The sequence below is a fragment of the Roseomonas sp. AR75 genome (assembly GCF_005222815.1).
Taxonomy (GTDB): domain Bacteria; phylum Pseudomonadota; class Alphaproteobacteria; order Acetobacterales; family Acetobacteraceae; genus Falsiroseomonas.
On sequence record NZ_STGB01000006.1, the window covers coordinates 132,676 to 148,162 of the forward strand.

16 protein-coding genes are annotated in these 15,487 nt (G+C 72.0%); 5 read left to right on the forward strand and 11 right to left on the reverse strand.

Features of this window, described 5'->3' with window-relative positions:
• Positions 1-4 precede the first annotated feature (4 nt).
• The 4 genes from E4T13_RS25225 to E4T13_RS25240 form a co-directional block, all read right to left on the reverse strand.
• Positions 5-1,057 (reverse strand): glycosyltransferase family 4 protein, encoded by a 1,053-nt coding sequence (locus E4T13_RS25225; protein ID WP_137181126.1) that lies wholly within the window; start codon positions 1,055-1,057, stop codon positions 5-7.
• The gene (locus E4T13_RS25230) at positions 1,057-1,806 is read right to left on the reverse strand and encodes an FkbM family methyltransferase (protein WP_137181127.1); all 750 of its coding nucleotides are present in this window, start codon (positions 1,804-1,806) and stop codon (positions 1,057-1,059) included. The genes E4T13_RS25225 and E4T13_RS25230 overlap by 1 nt, the downstream gene beginning before the upstream one ends.
• Positions 1,803-2,690 carry a VOC family protein gene (locus tag E4T13_RS25235; RefSeq protein WP_137181128.1) on the reverse strand — a complete coding sequence of 296 codons (888 nt, stop codon included), beginning with the start codon at positions 2,688-2,690 and terminating at the stop codon, positions 1,803-1,805. The genes E4T13_RS25230 and E4T13_RS25235 overlap by 4 nt, the downstream gene beginning before the upstream one ends.
• 89 nt (positions 2,691-2,779) lie before the next feature.
• The gene (locus E4T13_RS25240; protein ID WP_137181129.1) at positions 2,780-3,436 is read right to left on the reverse strand and encodes a glutathione S-transferase family protein; all 657 of its coding nucleotides are present in this window, start codon (positions 3,434-3,436) and stop codon (positions 2,780-2,782) included.
• Between the two features lie 86 nt (positions 3,437-3,522).
• Here E4T13_RS25240 and E4T13_RS25245 point away from each other — a divergent pair, with 86 nt between their 5' ends.
• Positions 3,523-5,448, forward strand: coding sequence for a nucleoside-diphosphate sugar epimerase/dehydratase (locus tag E4T13_RS25245; RefSeq protein WP_137181130.1), 1,926 nt, complete (start codon positions 3,523-3,525; stop codon positions 5,446-5,448).
• Between the two features lie 114 nt (positions 5,449-5,562).
• Here the strand turns inward: E4T13_RS25245 and E4T13_RS25250 are convergent, their stop codons facing one another.
• Both E4T13_RS25250 and E4T13_RS25255 read right to left on the reverse strand, forming a co-directional pair.
• Positions 5,563-5,874 carry a glycine zipper domain-containing protein gene (locus tag E4T13_RS25250; RefSeq protein ID WP_206030306.1) on the reverse strand — a complete coding sequence of 104 codons (312 nt, stop codon included), beginning with the start codon at positions 5,872-5,874 and terminating at the stop codon, positions 5,563-5,565.
• A 14-nt stretch (positions 5,875-5,888) separates the two neighbouring features.
• Positions 5,889-6,293: a Rap1a/Tai family immunity protein gene (locus E4T13_RS25255; protein ID WP_137181131.1), complete on the reverse strand. Its 405-nt coding sequence runs from the start codon at positions 6,291-6,293 to the stop codon at positions 5,889-5,891.
• 216 nt (positions 6,294-6,509) lie between these two features.
• Here E4T13_RS25255 and E4T13_RS25260 point away from each other — a divergent pair, with 216 nt between their 5' ends.
• Both E4T13_RS25260 and E4T13_RS25265 read left to right on the forward strand, forming a co-directional pair.
• Positions 6,510-7,721: an MFS transporter gene (locus E4T13_RS25260; RefSeq protein ID WP_170985245.1), complete on the forward strand. Its 1,212-nt coding sequence runs from the start codon at positions 6,510-6,512 to the stop codon at positions 7,719-7,721.
• Positions 7,722-7,810: 89 nt separating this feature from the next.
• Positions 7,811-8,815 (forward strand): 2-hydroxyacid dehydrogenase, encoded by a 1,005-nt coding sequence (locus E4T13_RS25265; protein ID WP_137181133.1) that lies wholly within the window; start codon positions 7,811-7,813, stop codon positions 8,813-8,815.
• A gap of 127 nt (positions 8,816-8,942) precedes the next feature.
• Here E4T13_RS25265 and E4T13_RS25270 read toward each other — a convergent pair whose 3' ends face one another.
• Genes E4T13_RS25270 through E4T13_RS25280 form a run of 3 tightly spaced genes read right to left on the reverse strand, consistent with a single transcriptional unit; the run spans position 8,943 to position 11,928 of the window.
• Positions 8,943-9,986, reverse strand: coding sequence for a MaoC family dehydratase (locus E4T13_RS25270; RefSeq protein ID WP_137181134.1), 1,044 nt, complete (start codon positions 9,984-9,986; stop codon positions 8,943-8,945).
• Positions 9,986-10,726: a GntR family transcriptional regulator gene (locus tag E4T13_RS25275; RefSeq protein ID WP_137181135.1), complete on the reverse strand. Its 741-nt coding sequence runs from the start codon at positions 10,724-10,726 to the stop codon at positions 9,986-9,988. Before E4T13_RS25275 ends, E4T13_RS25270 begins: the two co-directional genes overlap by 1 nt.
• Complete coding sequence (locus tag E4T13_RS25280; RefSeq protein WP_137181136.1) at positions 10,726-11,928, reverse strand: CaiB/BaiF CoA-transferase family protein; 1,203 nt, start codon at positions 11,926-11,928, stop codon at positions 10,726-10,728. The genes E4T13_RS25275 and E4T13_RS25280 overlap by 1 nt, the downstream gene beginning before the upstream one ends.
• Before the next feature lie 112 nt (positions 11,929-12,040).
• On the opposite strand from E4T13_RS25280, the gene E4T13_RS25285 reads away from it, so the two are divergent.
• Both E4T13_RS25285 and E4T13_RS25290 read left to right on the forward strand, forming a co-directional pair.
• On the forward strand, positions 12,041-13,036 hold the full coding sequence (locus E4T13_RS25285; protein WP_170985246.1) for a tripartite tricarboxylate transporter substrate binding protein: 996 nt from the start codon (positions 12,041-12,043) through the stop codon (positions 13,034-13,036).
• Between the two features lie 96 nt (positions 13,037-13,132).
• Positions 13,133-13,816 (forward strand): hypothetical protein, encoded by a 684-nt coding sequence (locus E4T13_RS25290; RefSeq protein WP_137181138.1) that lies wholly within the window; start codon positions 13,133-13,135, stop codon positions 13,814-13,816.
• 30 nt (positions 13,817-13,846) lie between these two features.
• Here E4T13_RS25290 and E4T13_RS25295 read toward each other — a convergent pair whose 3' ends face one another.
• Both E4T13_RS25295 and E4T13_RS25300 read right to left on the reverse strand, forming a co-directional pair.
• Positions 13,847-14,542 (reverse strand): TVP38/TMEM64 family protein, encoded by a 696-nt coding sequence (locus E4T13_RS25295; protein ID WP_137181139.1) that lies wholly within the window; start codon positions 14,540-14,542, stop codon positions 13,847-13,849.
• A gap of 8 nt (positions 14,543-14,550) precedes the next feature.
• Complete coding sequence (locus tag E4T13_RS25300) at positions 14,551-15,294, reverse strand: glycosyltransferase family 2 protein (protein ID WP_137181913.1); 744 nt, start codon at positions 15,292-15,294, stop codon at positions 14,551-14,553.
• Positions 15,295-15,487 lie beyond the last annotated feature (193 nt).

A 15,487-nucleotide genomic window follows, 5' to 3' on the forward strand; every position in this document is an offset into this window, starting at 1 on the left:
CGGATCAGCGCCAGCCGATTCCGGCGCGCTGCATCAGCCGCATGACATAGGCCAGCCAGGCGATTTGCAGCGCGAGCGCCGGCAGTCCCGCCACCGCCTTGTATGGCGAGGGGATCGTCAGGAAGGCGACGACCATCAGCGCGTTGAAGGCGGCGAAGCCCCAATGCATCGCCGCCACTGCGCGCACGCCCATGCCGGAGCGCTGCGCGAGCTGGTACAGATGGGTGCGGTGCCCCTCGGTCAGGCGCGCGCCCATCAGCGCGCGGCGGGCCAGCGTGAAGCCGGCGTCGAACAGCAGGCCGAACATCAGCAGCGGCACGATGACGAAGGAGAGCTGCTGCTGGTCGAAGCGCGCCGCCGCGATGCCCAGCACCGCCATCATGAAGCCGGCGAACTGGCTGCCGACATCGCCCATGAAGATGCGCGCGGGATGCAGGTTGAAGGGCAGGAAGCCGGCGAAGCCCGCGGCCAGGAACAGCGCGGCGGCATAGACGAACCAGCCGCCCTGCCAGGCGGCGATGGCGCAGAGCGCGGCGGAGACGATCAGCAGCGTGCCGCCGACCAGCCCGTCCAGCCCGTCCATGAAGTTCACCGCATTGGTGCAGCTGACGATCCAGACCAGCGTCACCACCGGCGCGAGCCATCCGAGCTGCAGGATGCCGCCCCAGGGCATGGCGAGTTGCGTCACCACCAGCCCCATCGCCACTGCCACCAGCGCGGCCGCGCATTGCGCCAGCAGCCGGAAGCGGGCCGAGAGGCTGCGCATGTCGTCCGCCAGCGCGACGCCCGCGATGGCCAGCGCGGCCGCGATGACGCCGAGGAAGGGGCGCTCCGCGATACGCGCGAAATTCGCGGTGAGATATAGCACCAGCATCCCCGCCACGAAGGCCAGCACCACACCCACGCCGCCGCCGCGCGGCGTCGGCTGGGTATGCGCGCTGCGCGCGTTGGGCTGGTCGAGGATGGGGAAGGCGATCATCAGCCGTACGGCGATGGCGGAGAGCACGGCCAGCCCGGCCGCGAAGGCGAGGTGGGCGAGAAGAGCGGAAAGCTGCATCAGCGGATCAGCCGCGCCGGCTCCAGGCTGGCATAGATGTCGCCCGAATTCGCCTCATGCGGCAGTGCGGCGATCCAGGCGGCCATCGCGACGGCGTCCAGCGGCGCGTCATGCGCGAATACCATCTCCTCGCCCAGGCAGGCGTTGAAGGCGCGATAGCCCAGCAAATGCAGCCGATGGAGGCATGTCGCGGCGACGGCGCGCTGGATGGTGGTGAACTCGAAGGACAGGCTGCGCGGCGCGACCGTGAGGCCGGACAGCGCGACGGCCTCGTAGCCTTCCACGTCGATCTTCACGAAGTCCGGGCGGCCATGCGCCGCGGCGAGCGCGTCGAGCGTCGTCACGGGCAGGGGCAGTGCCGCATCCCAGACCTGGCCTTCCCAGCCCGCCGCGCCCTCCGCCGCGGCGACGAACTCCGCCGAGGCGGTGGCGACGGTGGGGTTCGCAGTGTTGATGCGCAGCACCGCCTCGCCGGGCTCGGCGCCGACCAGCGCCGCGATGCGGACGACGCCGGGATCGCGACCGAAGAACAGGCGCAGCAGGCGTACGAGGCGCGGCTGCGGTTCGACGGCGACGGCCCGGGCGCCCACCCGCCGGAAGCTGGCTGTCCGGTCGCCGACATGCGCGCCCACGTCGAAGCCCAGCTCCCCGGGCCCCAGGAAGCGCGCGTGGAAGATGTCCAGCGCCACGGCGCGGCCCGGCGCGTAGTAGGTGCGCAGGGAGCGGCGGATCGCGGCCGCGCTCGTCATGCGAAGACGACGGCCGCCCCGCCGGCCTGCTCGGGCGGCACCATGAGGCCCTCCGGCGCGTCGCGCAGCGGCAGGCCGGCGAGCAGCGCGCGCGCCGAGGCGCCGGCGTCGCTTGTGCGGATCACCACGCCCGCGATGAAGGGCAGCGCCGGCGCCGTCACGCCCGGCAGGGCGCGGTCCAGCGCCTCGGCCGGCAGCACGCGGATGCGGGTTTCCATCGCCGGGCTGCCCGGCCCTGCCGCGCGTGCCGCGCCGGGCAGGCGCAGGCGGAAGCCGGCGAGCGGGTCGGGCTCGGCCGGCACGCCCGCCAGGCGGGCGAGGCGGGCCATGGTCTCGGCGGGCTCGGCGCTGGCGACGATCACGCTTTCCAGCGACAACGCGCCGTTGCGATGGCCCATCCAGCGCGCATCCCAGACGAGTTCCGGCGTCAGGTGCTGCACGAGCTGCACGCGGCCTTCCGGCGCGTCGGGGAAGGGCAGGCGCGCGAAGCGCGCGATTGGCCCGCCAGGCTCGACCGGGCGCTGCAGCCAAGCGATGCCGGGGATGGCGAGGCCACCTGCGCGCAGCCGCGCCAGGTTGCCCTCGGCGTCGTCCATGGCCAGCGCCAGGATGTGGGCGCCGGCGTAGCGGGCGATGAAGCGATCCACCCCATTGGCGAAGAGTGTCGGGTCGGCGATGCCCAGTAGCTCGACATAGCCGTGGCGCAGGAAGGCGCAGCGGTTGACCGTGCCGAAGGGCTCGACCTCGCTGTCCGGGGTGCGGCGGCCGGATTGCTGCGCGACGGGCGAGAGCGCGAAGCCGAGCCGCTCCCACGCGGCCCAAAGGGGCGCGGGATCGGCGGTGCAGAGGCCGACATGGTCAAGGGCGAGTGCGATGCCGGTCATGGCTTGGGCCTCCCCCTCTCACGAACCGTCCTGCCCTCTCCACCCAAAGGGGGGAGAGGGAATGACGGGGGCATACTGCCCCACACCGCTCACGCCGGGCTCTCGTATTTGTCGAGCAGCCACTCGCGCGGCTCCGCCGCTGCCTCGCGGTACCAGCGATCGACCAGCGGATGCGCGCGCACGGCCTGGCAATAGGCCTGCGTCACGGCCGAAAGCTCCGGCTGCCAGGTGAGGAACCGAGTCACCACCGGCGCATACATCGCATCCGCCAGCGTGAAGGCGCGGCCGAACAGGAAGGGGCCCGTATGCGCGGCCAGCGCCTCCGCCCACAGCGCCTCGATGCGGGCGATGTCGGCCAGGCATTCGGGATTGCGGCCCCTGCCGGGGAAGCTGCGGCCGAGGTTCATCGGCATGGCCATGCGCAGCGCGCGGAAGCCGGCATGCATCTCGGCGGCGATGCTGCGGGCATGGGCGCGGGCGATACGGTCGGTCGGCCACAGGCTCGGCACATGCTCGGCGCAGTATTCGGCGATGGCGCTGCTTTCCCAGAGCCGCGCGCCGAGATGTTCCAGATAGGGCACCAGCCCGTTGGGCGAGATCGCCTTGATCGCCTCGGTCCCGCCGCCACCGGCCAGCGGCACCACCACCTCCTCCACGTCGAGGCCCGCCATCTGGACCATCAGCCAGCCGCGCAGGCTCCAGGAGGAGTAGCGCTTCGTCCCGATCACCAGCCTGCCATCGGCCATCAAAGGGTCTCCCGGTGTTGCGGCGCGGCTTATGGCACGCGCCCTGCCTTCCGGCCACGCCCCGCCGGGTCTATGGGGACCGGGCCATGGCTGCCACGGCTCGCGACCGAATCCTGACGAATCTGGGCCTCGACGCGGCGCTGGCCGCGCTCGCGGTGCCGGGGGCGCTGTGGCTGGCCGCGCCGGGCGCCTGGCCGCCGGCCACCTGGTGGCTGCTCGGCCTGCCTGGCGGCGCCGCCTGCCTGCTGCTGGCGGGCTGGCCCATCGGCCTGCCGCGGCAGTACTGGCGCTTCGCCTCGCTGCCGGACCTGCTGGTGATCGCCGGGTCGGCGGCGCTGGGGGCGGCGCTGTTCTGGGGGCTGCTGCATGCCACCGGCGCCTGGCGGCCGCCGAACCTCGCCTTTCCCGCGATCCATGCGCTGCTGCTGGGCGCGCTGCTCGGCGCGCCGCGCGTCGTGGCGCGGCTGCGCCATGCGGGGCGCATCGGGCCGCTGAACGGATCGCCGGTGCAGAGCGTGCTGCTGGTCGGCGCCGGCGATGGCACCGACCTCTACATCCGCGCCCTGTCGCAGGAACGCGGCGCCGCCTATCGCGTGATGGGCATCCTCTCGCTGCGCTCGCGGCAGATGGGGCGGCGGATCCAGGGGGTGGAGGTGCTGGGCACCGCGGAGGACGCGCCCGCCATCCTGGACATGCTGCGCGACGAGGCGCGGCTGCCTGCGGTCGTCGCCATCGCGACCACGCAGCTCCAGGGGACGGAGCTGCAGCACCTGCTGGATGCGTGCGACCGGCATGGCGTGCCGGTGAAGCGCCTGCCGAATCTCACCGCTCTGCGCCCCGCCGCCCGCCGCCCCGGCGAGCGGGCGGAGCCCGAGGCGCCCGTCGCGCTCCGCCCCATCGAGATCGAGGACCTGCTGGACCGCCCGCAGGTGCCGCTCGACCGCGAGGGCATGGCGCGGCTGATCCAGGGGCGGCGCGTGCTGGTCACGGGCGCGGGCGGCACCATCGGCGGGGAGTTGGCGCGGCAGGTGGCGGCGCTCGGGCCTTCCAGCCTGACGCTGCTCGATCACGGCGAATACGTGCTCTACGAGATCGACCTGGAATTGCGGGAGCGCCATCCGGAAGTGCCGCGCCGCGCGGTGCTGGCGGATGTGCGCGACGAGGATCGCATCCGCCGGCTCTGCGCGGAGATCCGGCCGGAGCTGGTGTTCCACGCCGCCGCGCTGAAGCACGTGCCGATGGTCGAGAACGACCCGCTGGAGGGGCTGCTGACCAACGCGCTGGGCACCCGCGTGGTGGCCGATGCGGCCCGGGACGCCGGCTGTGGGCTGATGGTGTTCATCTCCACCGACAAGGCGGTGAACCCGACCAGCGTGATGGGGGCCAGCAAGCGACTGGCGGAGATGTACTGCCAGGCGCGCGACCGCGAGGCGCGCGGGAATGGCGGGATGCGCGTGGTCACCGTGCGCTTCGGCAACGTGCTGGGCTCGACGGGGTCGGTGGTGCCGCTGTTCCGCCGGCAGCTCGAGCGCGGCGGGCCGCTGACCGTCACCCACCCCGACATGAGCCGCTACTTCATGACGGTGCGGGAGGCGGTGGGGCTGGTGCTGCAGGCCGCGGTGGTGGGCGCCACAGATCCCGCCGATGCGCCCCGGGAACTGCGCGATGGCGGCATCTTCGTGCTGGACATGGGCGAGCCGGTGAAGATCGTGGACCTCGCACGGCGGATGATCCGGCTGGCGGGGCTGCGGCCCGAGCAGGACGTGGAGATCCGCTTCACCGGGCTGCGCCCCGGCGAGAAGCTGTTCGAGGAGCTGTTCCACGGCCAGGAGCCGCCGCGCGCGACGCAGTTTCCGGGCCTGCTGGTGGCGGTGCCGCGCACCACGGATGCCGCCGAGATGGCCGCGGCGATCGACCGCATCGCGGCCTCCGCCACCGCCGGCGACGGCGAGGCCGCGCTGGCGGAACTGTCGCGCCTGGTGCCGGAATTCGCCTCGCCGGAGATCGGCTGAAGGCGCCTCAGCCCTGCCGGAAATACGGCCGTTGCCTGAGGCGCATCAGCACGATCGGGTAGGCCATCAGCGCCGCCTCGGCTGGCCGCGCGCCCGCGGCCAGCCTCCTCGCGGCTATTGCGGCGGTGGCGCCGGGGCCTGGCCGGACCGGGCGGCGTTGTAGCCCTGCAGGTAGGTGTTCCGCTGCTGCTCCAGGTGGTGGTTGTAGAGCGCGCCACCGGCCAGGCCGACACCGGCGCCGATCAGCGCGCCCACGCCCGCACTGGCCGAGAGCGAGCCGATGGCCAGGCCGCCCAGCGCGCCGGCGGCGGTGCCGATGGCCAGGCGCTCCTCCTGCGGGGTGATGGTGATGGGCTGCAGATTGCCGCCCGAGCAGGCCGAGAGACCGAGAAGCCCGATCACGGGCAGGATCATGATGCGTCGCATGGTCCGGCTTCCTCTCAGCGGCGGGCGCGGGTGGACGTGGCCGGCGCCGGCGGGCAGGGCCAGGTGGCGGCGGCGAAGCGGACCAGCCCATCCACGGCGGCGTCCTGCCCGTATTGCGGGTTGGCGCGCGCCCATGCGGCGAAGGCGGTCTGGAATTCCTGCTGGGTCGGGCCCGGACTGGGCATGCAGAAGGCCGGCCGCGTGCCTGCGACGCGCGAGACCACCGCGTGATGCTGGCCGGCGCCGATGATGAAGCCGCGGCAGAAGGCCGTTGCCGGCGCCTCCGAGGTCGCCGGGGCGGCGCCGCAGAGTTGGGCGAGGGTGGCGGTGCTGAGCGCCTCGCTGGCCGGCGTCTGCGCGAGCGCCGCGCCTCCGCTGCAGGCCAGTGCCAGGGCCGCGGCTGGCAGCCAACGGGTCATGGGCTTGTCTCTCCTTCCGCCGGGCTCGATGCCCGGTCTCATCGCAGGCTAGACGCAGGGCGCGCGTCGCTCCAAGCCTCGACCGAGGGTTTCGCTATCCCGATCCTGCCGCTCGCGGGCCGCCCGGGGCGCATGGCTGCCCCTCCGGCCGGCGGCATTGAGGCACGGGCGCATCGAGCGATAGCGTTCCACCCGATGCCGCCCTCGCAGAACAAGATGGCCCTGGATTCGCGCATGCGGGCGAATCTTCTTCTCCTGGCCATCTGCCAGGCGCTCGGCCAGGCCTGCAACACGATGATGCTCTCGGCCACCGCGTTGTCGGTGGTGACTTTCTACGCGAACCGCGACCTCGCGACGCTGCCGGTGACGATGCAGCATCTCGGCGTGATGCTGTGGGTGTTCCCGGCGGCGCTGCTGATGCAGCGGATGGGGCGCCGCTTCGGCTTCCGCGTGGGATCGCTGTTCGGGATGGCCGGGGCGGCGACGATCGGCACCGGCCTGTATCACGGCAGCTTCCTGGTGATGTGCGCAGGCGGCTTCCTGCTCGGCTATGCGGTGGCCTGCCTGCACCAGTACCGCTTCGCGGCGGTGGAGCTGGTGCCGCTCTCGCACCGCGCCAAGGCGATCTCCTGGGTGACGGCGGGCGGCATCGTCGCGGCCTTCGTGGGGCCGAGCCTGGTGCGCTGGACGCATGACCAGTGGATCCCCGTCTATATCGGCACCTATGCGGCGATCTTCCTGATCCATGCCGTCATCTTCACGGTGATGTCCTTCATCCGCTTCCCCGAATCGCGGATCGCGACATCGGGCGTGCCGGATTCCGGCACGGCGCCGCCGCGCCCGCTGGCGGAGATCGCGCGGCAGCCGCGTTTCGTCGCGGCGGTGGTCGCGGCGATGGTCGGCTATGGCGTGATGGTGTTCCTGATGGGCGCCTCGCCGCTGGCCATCGTCGGTTGCGGCATGCCGCATACCGAGGCGCATACGGTGATCCTGATGCATGTGCTGGGCATGTTCGTGCCGGCGCTGTTCACCGGCAACCTGATCACCCGCTACGGCACCACGCGCATCATGGCGGTGGGCGTGGTGCTGCTGCTGGCCGGTGTCGCCGCCGGGCTTGGCGGGCTCACCGAATGGAATTTCCGCATCGCGCTGACGCTGAACGGCGTCGGCTGGAACTTCCTGTTCGTCGGCGCGACGACGCTGGTGACCACCTGCTACCGGCCCAATGAGCGCGGCAAGGTGCAGGCACTGAACGACTTCCTGATCTTCGGCACGACGGCGATGATGAGCTTCACCGCCGGCTTCCTGCAGGAGCGGCTGGGCTGGTTCGCGCTGAACTGGTTCTCGCTGGCGCTACTGGCGATGGCGGCGCTGGCGGTGGCCTGGCTCGGCCTGCGGGAGCGGCGGCCGGTTGCGGCGGCGGCCTGACGGCGCGACGATCGGAACTGGCGCGCAGCCCCGCTTTCGCTGCTGGAGCAGATCGCCGTCCAGCCGATGCTCGGATGAGGAAGCCTTCCATGCGCATCGCGATGTTCAGCACCAAACCTTATGACCGCCGCTCCTTCGAGGCGGTGAATGCCGGGCACGACATCCTCTACCTCGAGCCACGCCTGGCGCCGGAAACCGCACCGCTGGCGGCCGGCGCGGAGGCAGTCTGCGTCTTCGTGAACGACGACGTCTCGGCCCGCGTGCTGCAGGTTCTGCATGCCGGCGGCACGCGGCTCGTGCTGCTGCGCTGCGCCGGGTTCAACAACGTGGACCTGAAGGAGGCGGAGCGGCTCGGGCTGCGCGTGGCGCGGGTGCCCGCCTATTCGCCGCATGCGGTCGCAGAATTCACCATCGGCCTGCTGCTGTCCCTGGTGCGCGGCATCCATCGCGCCTACCAGCGCACGCGCGACGGCAATTTCGCGCTGGAGGGGCTGCTCGGCTTCGACCTGCATGGCCGCACCGCCGGCGTGATCGGCACCGGCCGGATCGGCGTCCTTGTCGCGCGGGCGCTGGCGGCGGGCTTCGGCTGCCGCGTGCTGGCCTACGATATCCATCCCGATCCCGAACTCCAGGCGCTCGGCGTGATCTACACCGACCCGCGCAGCATCGCCGCCGAATCCGATATCATCACCCTGCACTGCCCGCTGACGCCGGAGACGCACCACATCATCCGCGCCGAGACGCTGGCGCTGGCCAAGCCCGGCCTGGTGCTGGTGAACACCAGCCGGGGCGGGCTGATCGACGCGGAGGCGGCGATCGAGGCGCTGAAGACAGGACGCCTCGGCGGCCTCGCCATCGACGTGTACGAACAGGAAGCGGATGTCTTCTTCGAGGACCTGTCGAACGAGATCCTGACCGACGACCTGCTGGCGCGCCTGCTGACCTTCCCCAACGTGCTGGTCACCGGCCACCAGGCCTTCTTCACCCGCGACGCCCTCGGCGCCATCGCGACGACCACGCTGAACAACGCGATCCTCATCGAATCCGGCCGCCCGCTCGGCGCATCCGACGTGCCGGCGCCGCGCGGGCCCTGAACGGCGCCGGGAGGGACGCCGTCCCTCCCGGACCCTCCCTGCCAAGGGGCAGTGGCCCCTTGGAACCCTTGAGTTCATGGGTTGGAGAGGGAGGGGTTCGGGGAGGGCAGCGCCCTCCCCGGCGCGTCTAGTAGCCCGCCGCGGCGTACGGCGTCGGTGCGTCGCGGCGGTAGACCAGCAGGTCGCGGCGGTAGGAGACGATGCAGCGGCCCTGCATGTCGCGGGCTTCCGTCTGCACGCTGAGGATTCCCTCATGCGGGCGGGACTTCGAATCGCGCTTGCCCAGCACGCGCGATTCCGCCTCGACGGTGTCGCCCACATGCACGGGGTGGGGCAGGCGGATCTCCGTCCAGCCGAGATTGGCGACGACGCGGCCGAAGCTGCGGGTAGAGAGCGCGGCGGCGGCGCCGATGACGAAGGTCTCCGGCACCTTCATGCGGCCTTCGCCGTGGCGCGCGATCCAGTCCAGGTCCTGGGTGCGCGGATCGGTGTCGAAGGCGCGGCGGCCGTATTCCACGCATTCATGCGCGTGGAAGCTGCGGCGCGGCGCGTGGAGGAAGCAGTCGCCCTCCCGGAAATCCTCGAAGAAGATGCCGACCTGCTCGGTGAGCGCGCCGTCGGCTTCCCGGCGGTACCCGGCGAAGCGCGGGTCGTCGTCGGCGCTGCCCTGCGGCGCGTCGGGTGCGGCGCCGCGGCGATGGATGGCGAGCGTGCCGCGCAGCTTGGCCACCACGGTGCCGTCCGGCTTCACGCAGCGGAACTCCACGGTCACGGCGCCGGTCGGGCCGTCGCTGGCGCTGTCCACCGCCAGCACCTCGCTCTCGGCATAGATCGTGTCGCCGCCGAACAGCGGCGCGGACAGCGCGATGCTGTCGAAGCCGAGGATCGCCGCGCGGTCGCCATAGGTCTTGTTCGCCATGCCGACCACCCGCTGCACGGTGGCGGTGGAGACCATCAGCGGCCGCTTCCACGCGGTCTGGTCGGCGTAATGCGCGTCGTAATGCAGCATCGCGGCGTTGAAGGTATCCAGCGCCTCCTCGACGTTGTCGCGCTGCGAGAGGGTGATGCCGGGACGATGGCGGAAGCGCATGCCCGGCGCGAAGGCTTCGAGCGGCAGCCCCCAATGCTCGCGCCAGCGCTGCGTGCCGACGGCGTAGTAGAAGCCATGCATCAGGTCGCATCTCCCAGGTCAGGCAGGCCGGCGCGGCGCAGCGAAGCGGTGTGCACGTAGCGGCCGGCGGGAAACAGGCTGCGGCTTGCCAGCAGCAGGCGTCCGGACCGGCCGAGATAGACGCGCCGCGTGAGTAGCGCCGCGCCGCCGGTCGGTGCCTGCAGCGTGGCGGCGTCGTCCGGTGGCAGGGCCACCGCTTCCAGGCTCTGGCGGATCGCCTCGACGTTCTCGGCATTGGCACGGGCGAGGCGCGTGGCGAGCGAGCCGCGGAAATCGTGCAGCGGTTCCGCCGCGATGCCGAGCGCGCGCGGCAGGCGATGGACCGAAAGGCACACCGGCAGGCCACCGGGCCCGCGGCGCAGCGCGCGCAGCGTGATCATCGCCGTGCCGGCGGCGATGCCGAACTCCCGCGCGGTGTCCGCATCGGCCGGCGCCTGTTCGCGCGACAGCAGGTCGAAGGCGAGGTCGGCGGTGAAGCGCAGCACCTCGTCCACGCTGCTGGCGTCGTGGACATAGAGATCGCGCGCCTCGGCCGCTTCGACGCGCGTGCCCGCGCCGCGTCGGCGGCTGACCAGGCCGCGCCGTTCCAGCTCCGCCAGCGCGTGGCGCAGCGTGATGCGGCTGGCGCCGAAGCGCTCGCAGAGCGCATGCTCGCCGGGCAGCAGGGCGCCCACGGGCGGATCGCCGGCGCGGATGCGCGCGGCCAGCGCCTGCGCGATCTCCTGCCAGCGCGCCGGCATCACACCACGCCGGCTTCGCGCAGCGCGGCGATCTCGCCGGCGTCGAAGCCGGCTTCCGCGAGCACCGCATCGGTATCGGCGCCCAGCGCGGGCGCGGGCGAGGAGGGGCGCGCGGCGACGGTGCTGCGCACGGGATTGGCCAGCACCTTCACCTCCGCGCCCTCGGCGCTGCGCAGCGTCTCGACCATGCCGCGCGCATGCACGAAGGGATTTTCGAGCGCCTGCGCGACATCATGGATCGGCGCCGCAGGGATGGCGCCGCCGAAGATCGCGAGCCATTCGGCGGTGGAGCGGTGGGAAAGCAGGCCGTCCAGCATCTCCGTCAGCTCGTGGCGCGCGCGCAGCCGGTCGGGAAAGCGGGCGTAGCGCGGATCCTGCCCGAGCTCCGGCACGCCCATCTTCTCGCAGAGCAGGGGCCAGAACTTCTCCTTGTTGCACATCAGGTAGATCCAGCCGTCGCGCGTGCGATAGGCCTGGCAGGGCACCAGCGAGGGATGCGCTGAGCGCGGCAGCCGGGTAGTGACGGCGCCGGCATTCAGGTACCAGTGCGCGATGTAGTTCAGGTCGAACAGCGCCAGGTCGAACAGGCTGACATCCACATCCATGCCCTGCCCCGTGCCGCGCGCGCGCATCACGCCGGAGACCAGCGCCAGGCCCAGCACCACGCCGGTCATCAGGTCGATGACCGACAGACCCATGCGGGAGGGCGCGCCCTCCGGGTCGCCGGTCAGGTGGAAGATCCCGGCCTCGGCCTGCATCAGGTAGTCGTAGCCGGGCCACTTCGCGCGCTCCCCATCGCGGCCATAGCCCGACAGATGCGCGCAGACGATGCGCGGATTGGCCGCGGCCAGCGCGGCGTGATCCAGGCCGAGCGCCTTCGGCACGTCGCCGCGCAGGTTGGTCGCGACCGCATCCGCCTTCGCCGCCAGCCGCGCGAAGGCGGCGCGGCCTTCCGGCCTGCCGAGATCCAGCGTGACACTGCGCTTGCCGCGGTTCAGACCCTGGAAGAACACGCTGCGCGCGGTCTCCGGCATCTCCGGCAGGAAATGCGGGCCGACGCTGCGCGCCATGTCGCCGCCATCGGACGGGTTCTCGATCTTGATCACCTCGGCGCCGAGGTCGGCCAGGAACTGGGTGCCGAAGGGTCCCGCGCCATACTGCTCCACCGACAGGATCCGCACGCCTTCGAGCAGGGGCAGCATGGTTTCTCCTTCAGGCGATGCGTTGCGGGGGTGGGCAAGTTGTCATAACAATTCACCGGGCCAGCGCCCCGCGCAAGCGGTCGGCGCCGGCCGGAGACATGGGAGGAAGTGCATGGCGGCAGCGAGCATCACGCGTCGCGCGGCGGGTCTGGCCGCGCTCGGCGCGATGGCGGCGGGCGGGGCGCGCGCCCAGGCCTGGCCGACGCGGCCGATCCGCCTGATCGTGCCCTTCCCCGCCGGGAATGCCGGCGACATCACCGCCCGCGTGATGGGCGAGGAACTCTCCAAGCGGCTCGGGCAGCCGGTGGTGGTGGACAACCGCGCGGGCGGCTCGGGCAGCATCGGCATCCAGGCCGTGCTGCAGGCGCCGGCGGATGGCTATACGCTGCTGGTCACCTCGCTCTCGCCGCTGTCCATCGTGCCGGCGCTGAATGCGAACCTGCCCTATGACGTGGAGCGCGACCTGGTGCCGGTCGCGCTGATCGGCTGGACCGGCATGATGCTGGTCGCCGCGCCGGATTTTCCCGCGACAGACCTGGCGGGCGTGATCCGGGAACTGCGCGCCAATCCCGGCAAGCACAACTTCGCCAATGTCGGCCCGGGCACGCTGAGCCATCTGACCGCGGAGCTGTTCCGCATAAGCCTCGGCCTGGAATTCGAGGGCGTGACCTATCGCGGCAGCGGCCAGGCGCTGATGGACGTGAATGCCGGGCGCGTGCCGCTGATGTTCGACGGCATGACCTCCTCGCTCGCGCAGGCACGGGGCGGGCGGGTGAAGCCGATCGCGGTATCCTCGGCGCGCCGCTCGATCTTCGCGCAGGACGTGCCGGCGCTGGCGGAATCGGGCGATGCGCGGCTGGCCGGATTCGAATCCGTCGGCTGGACCGGCATGCTCGCCGCGCGCGGCACGCCGCGCCCGATCGTCGATCGGCTGAACGCCGTGGTGAACGAGGCGCTGGCCGATCCCGCGCTGGCGCAGCGTTTTGCCGCGCAGGCGCTGGAGGTGTTCCCGCCCAGCACGCCCGAGCATTTCGCCAGCTATATCCGCGCCGATTCCGAGCGTTGGCGGCGCGTGGTGCGGGAGGCGAAGATCTCGGTGAACAACTGACTGCCGGACGCGGCGAAGCGCGTCGCTTCTTGACGCGGATCAACGCGCGCGCGGCGGTCCGGCGCCATCCTGCTCGGCAATCGAGAGGATGGCGCCATGTCCGGGACTTGGCACGACTGGCCGATCACCGCTGACCTGCGGGCGTACCGCGTCGGCGTGTTCGAGCAGCGCGCCGTCGTGCTCACGCGCTATCGTCTGGACAAGCGCGTGCAACTCGGCGCCTGTCCCGGCCTCTCCCTCGAATGGATCCGCCAGCACCAGCGCTGGCCCAACCAGACCTCGGCGGAACGGCTGCATGACCTCGACAAGCCGGAGGTCTGGGAGGATGCGGCGGATTACAGCTTCGGGTTCAACGATGCTCCGAGGCCGACCTATCCGGAGCGGATGCAGGAAGGCCTGCTGCTCGAGCCGAAGGTCACCTTCGAATCGGCCGATCCGATCGGCGAAGCTGCGGAATTCTGCACCTTCTTCGACCCGACGAACAAATACACGATGATCATCGTGCATCTGGATGGGGTGGACGCCGTCCATGTCTGCGCCGGGTTCAGCAGCAGCGCGGGGCGCTTCATCAGGACCAAGAGCCTGCTGCTGTTCGACGCGAACTATGGGGAGTTCGTCGTGGAATTGACGGGGTCCGCCATGCGCAGGTTCATGAAGGCATGGGTCGGGCAGTTCGCCACCTATGTGAACGGCCGCACGGGTGCGCATATCCCGCTGAAGGTCAAGCGGATCGAGGTGACGCAGCTCCAGGACGTCATCGGCACGCGCCCGCGTCGCTGACCGCGTGGTTCCGGGAAACACTGCCCGATATCAGGGCGCCCCCTCCGCTTCCAGCGCGCGCGCCGCGCGGTGACGGCGCAGCAGCCACCAGCCGAGGCCGATGGACACCGCGAGCAGCAGCCCCGCCAGGGATAGCTGCCAGGCGCCATCCACGCGGATGCCCTTGCCCAGCAGGGCAAAGACGATCGTCTGCGGCAGGTAGCCGAGCGCGGAGCCCAGCAGGAAGGGGCCGGGCTTGAGCGCGGCCATGCCGGCCAGCAGGTTCAGCGCGATGTTGCTGCCGACCGGCAGCAGGCGGAGCGCTAGCGTCGCCTCGAAAGGGCTGGCGGCGAGCACGTCGCGCAGCGGCCGCAGGCGCTTGCCGAAGCGCCCGCGCAGGCGGCGTTCCGCCCAATCGCGGCCGAGCAGCCGGGCCCAGCCATAGCTCGCCGCGCAGCCCAGCATCTGCGCGGCCAGCGCCAGCACGCTGCCGAGCACGGTGCCGTAGGCATAGCCGCCGAGGAAGGCGACGGATTGCCGCGGCACGCCGGCCGCCGTCAGCGCGGCGCCGACCAGCACGAACACGGCTTCGCCCCGAAACCCCTCGCCGCGGATCGAGCGGTCCACCCAGGCGGTACCGGGCACGCCGCCCATCTCCCGCAGCAGCGCGCCGGCGCCGAGCAGCCCGGCCGCGAGCAGCAGCAGCTTGCCGAGCGCCATCCAGCGCCCGCGCGGGTCGGCGGCCATTGCCGCGTTCAGCGCGGCGGCAGGCGCTGCGCGACGGGCCGCTTCCAGCGCCGCTGCAGCCAGATCACGCCGAGCATGTCGGAGACGCTGACCACCAGACGATCCAGCGTGCCGTAGTTGGACTTGCCGCGGATGCGTGGGCGGTGGTTCACCGGCTCGCTGACCACGCGCCCGCCCTGGCGCAGCACCAGGGCCGGCAGGTAGCGGTGCATGTGGTCGAAGCGCGGCAGGTCGAGGAACAGCGCGCGCGGGAAAAGCTTGAGGCCGCAGCCGGTGTCCGGCGTCGCGTCGCCGAGCAGGCGGGCGCGCACGGCATTGGCGATCCTGCTGGTCACGCGCTTCACGCCGCTGTCCTTGCGCGCGACGCGGTGGCCCGCCACCAGCAGCGGCACGCCCGACGCCGCCTCGGCGCGCGCGCGCGACCAGAGCTTCGGGATGTCGGCGGGATCGTTCTGGCCGTCGCCGTCCAGCGTGGCGATCCAGGGGGCGCGGGCCGCGAGCACGCCGCTGATCACCGCGGCGGATTGGCCGCAGGAGGTCGCGTGGCGCAGCGCCACCACGGGGAAGCGGGCCATCGCCTCGGCCAGCCGGGCGGCGGTCTCGTCGGAGGAGCCGTCGTCGACGCAGACCACCTCGAAGCGCACGCCGTCCAGCGCGGCCGCGATCTCCTCGACCAGCGGCAGGACGTTCGGCGCCTCGTTGCGCATGGGGATGACGACGGAGAGCAGCGGCGCGTCCTGCGCCACCGCCATTGCGGCAGCGGGACGATCCTCGGCGAGCAGGGCGTCGGTGTCGCTTGCGGCCGGCACCGGGTCGGCGCTGGCGGGCCGGTCCGGCCCCGGGGACAGGGCGGGGGCCATGCCCGGCGGGGTAGCAGGGGGGCGTGCGCGCGGCAAGCAGCCGGGACATTTGCGCCGTGGATGTGGGCGCGGGGCCTCGGCTTCA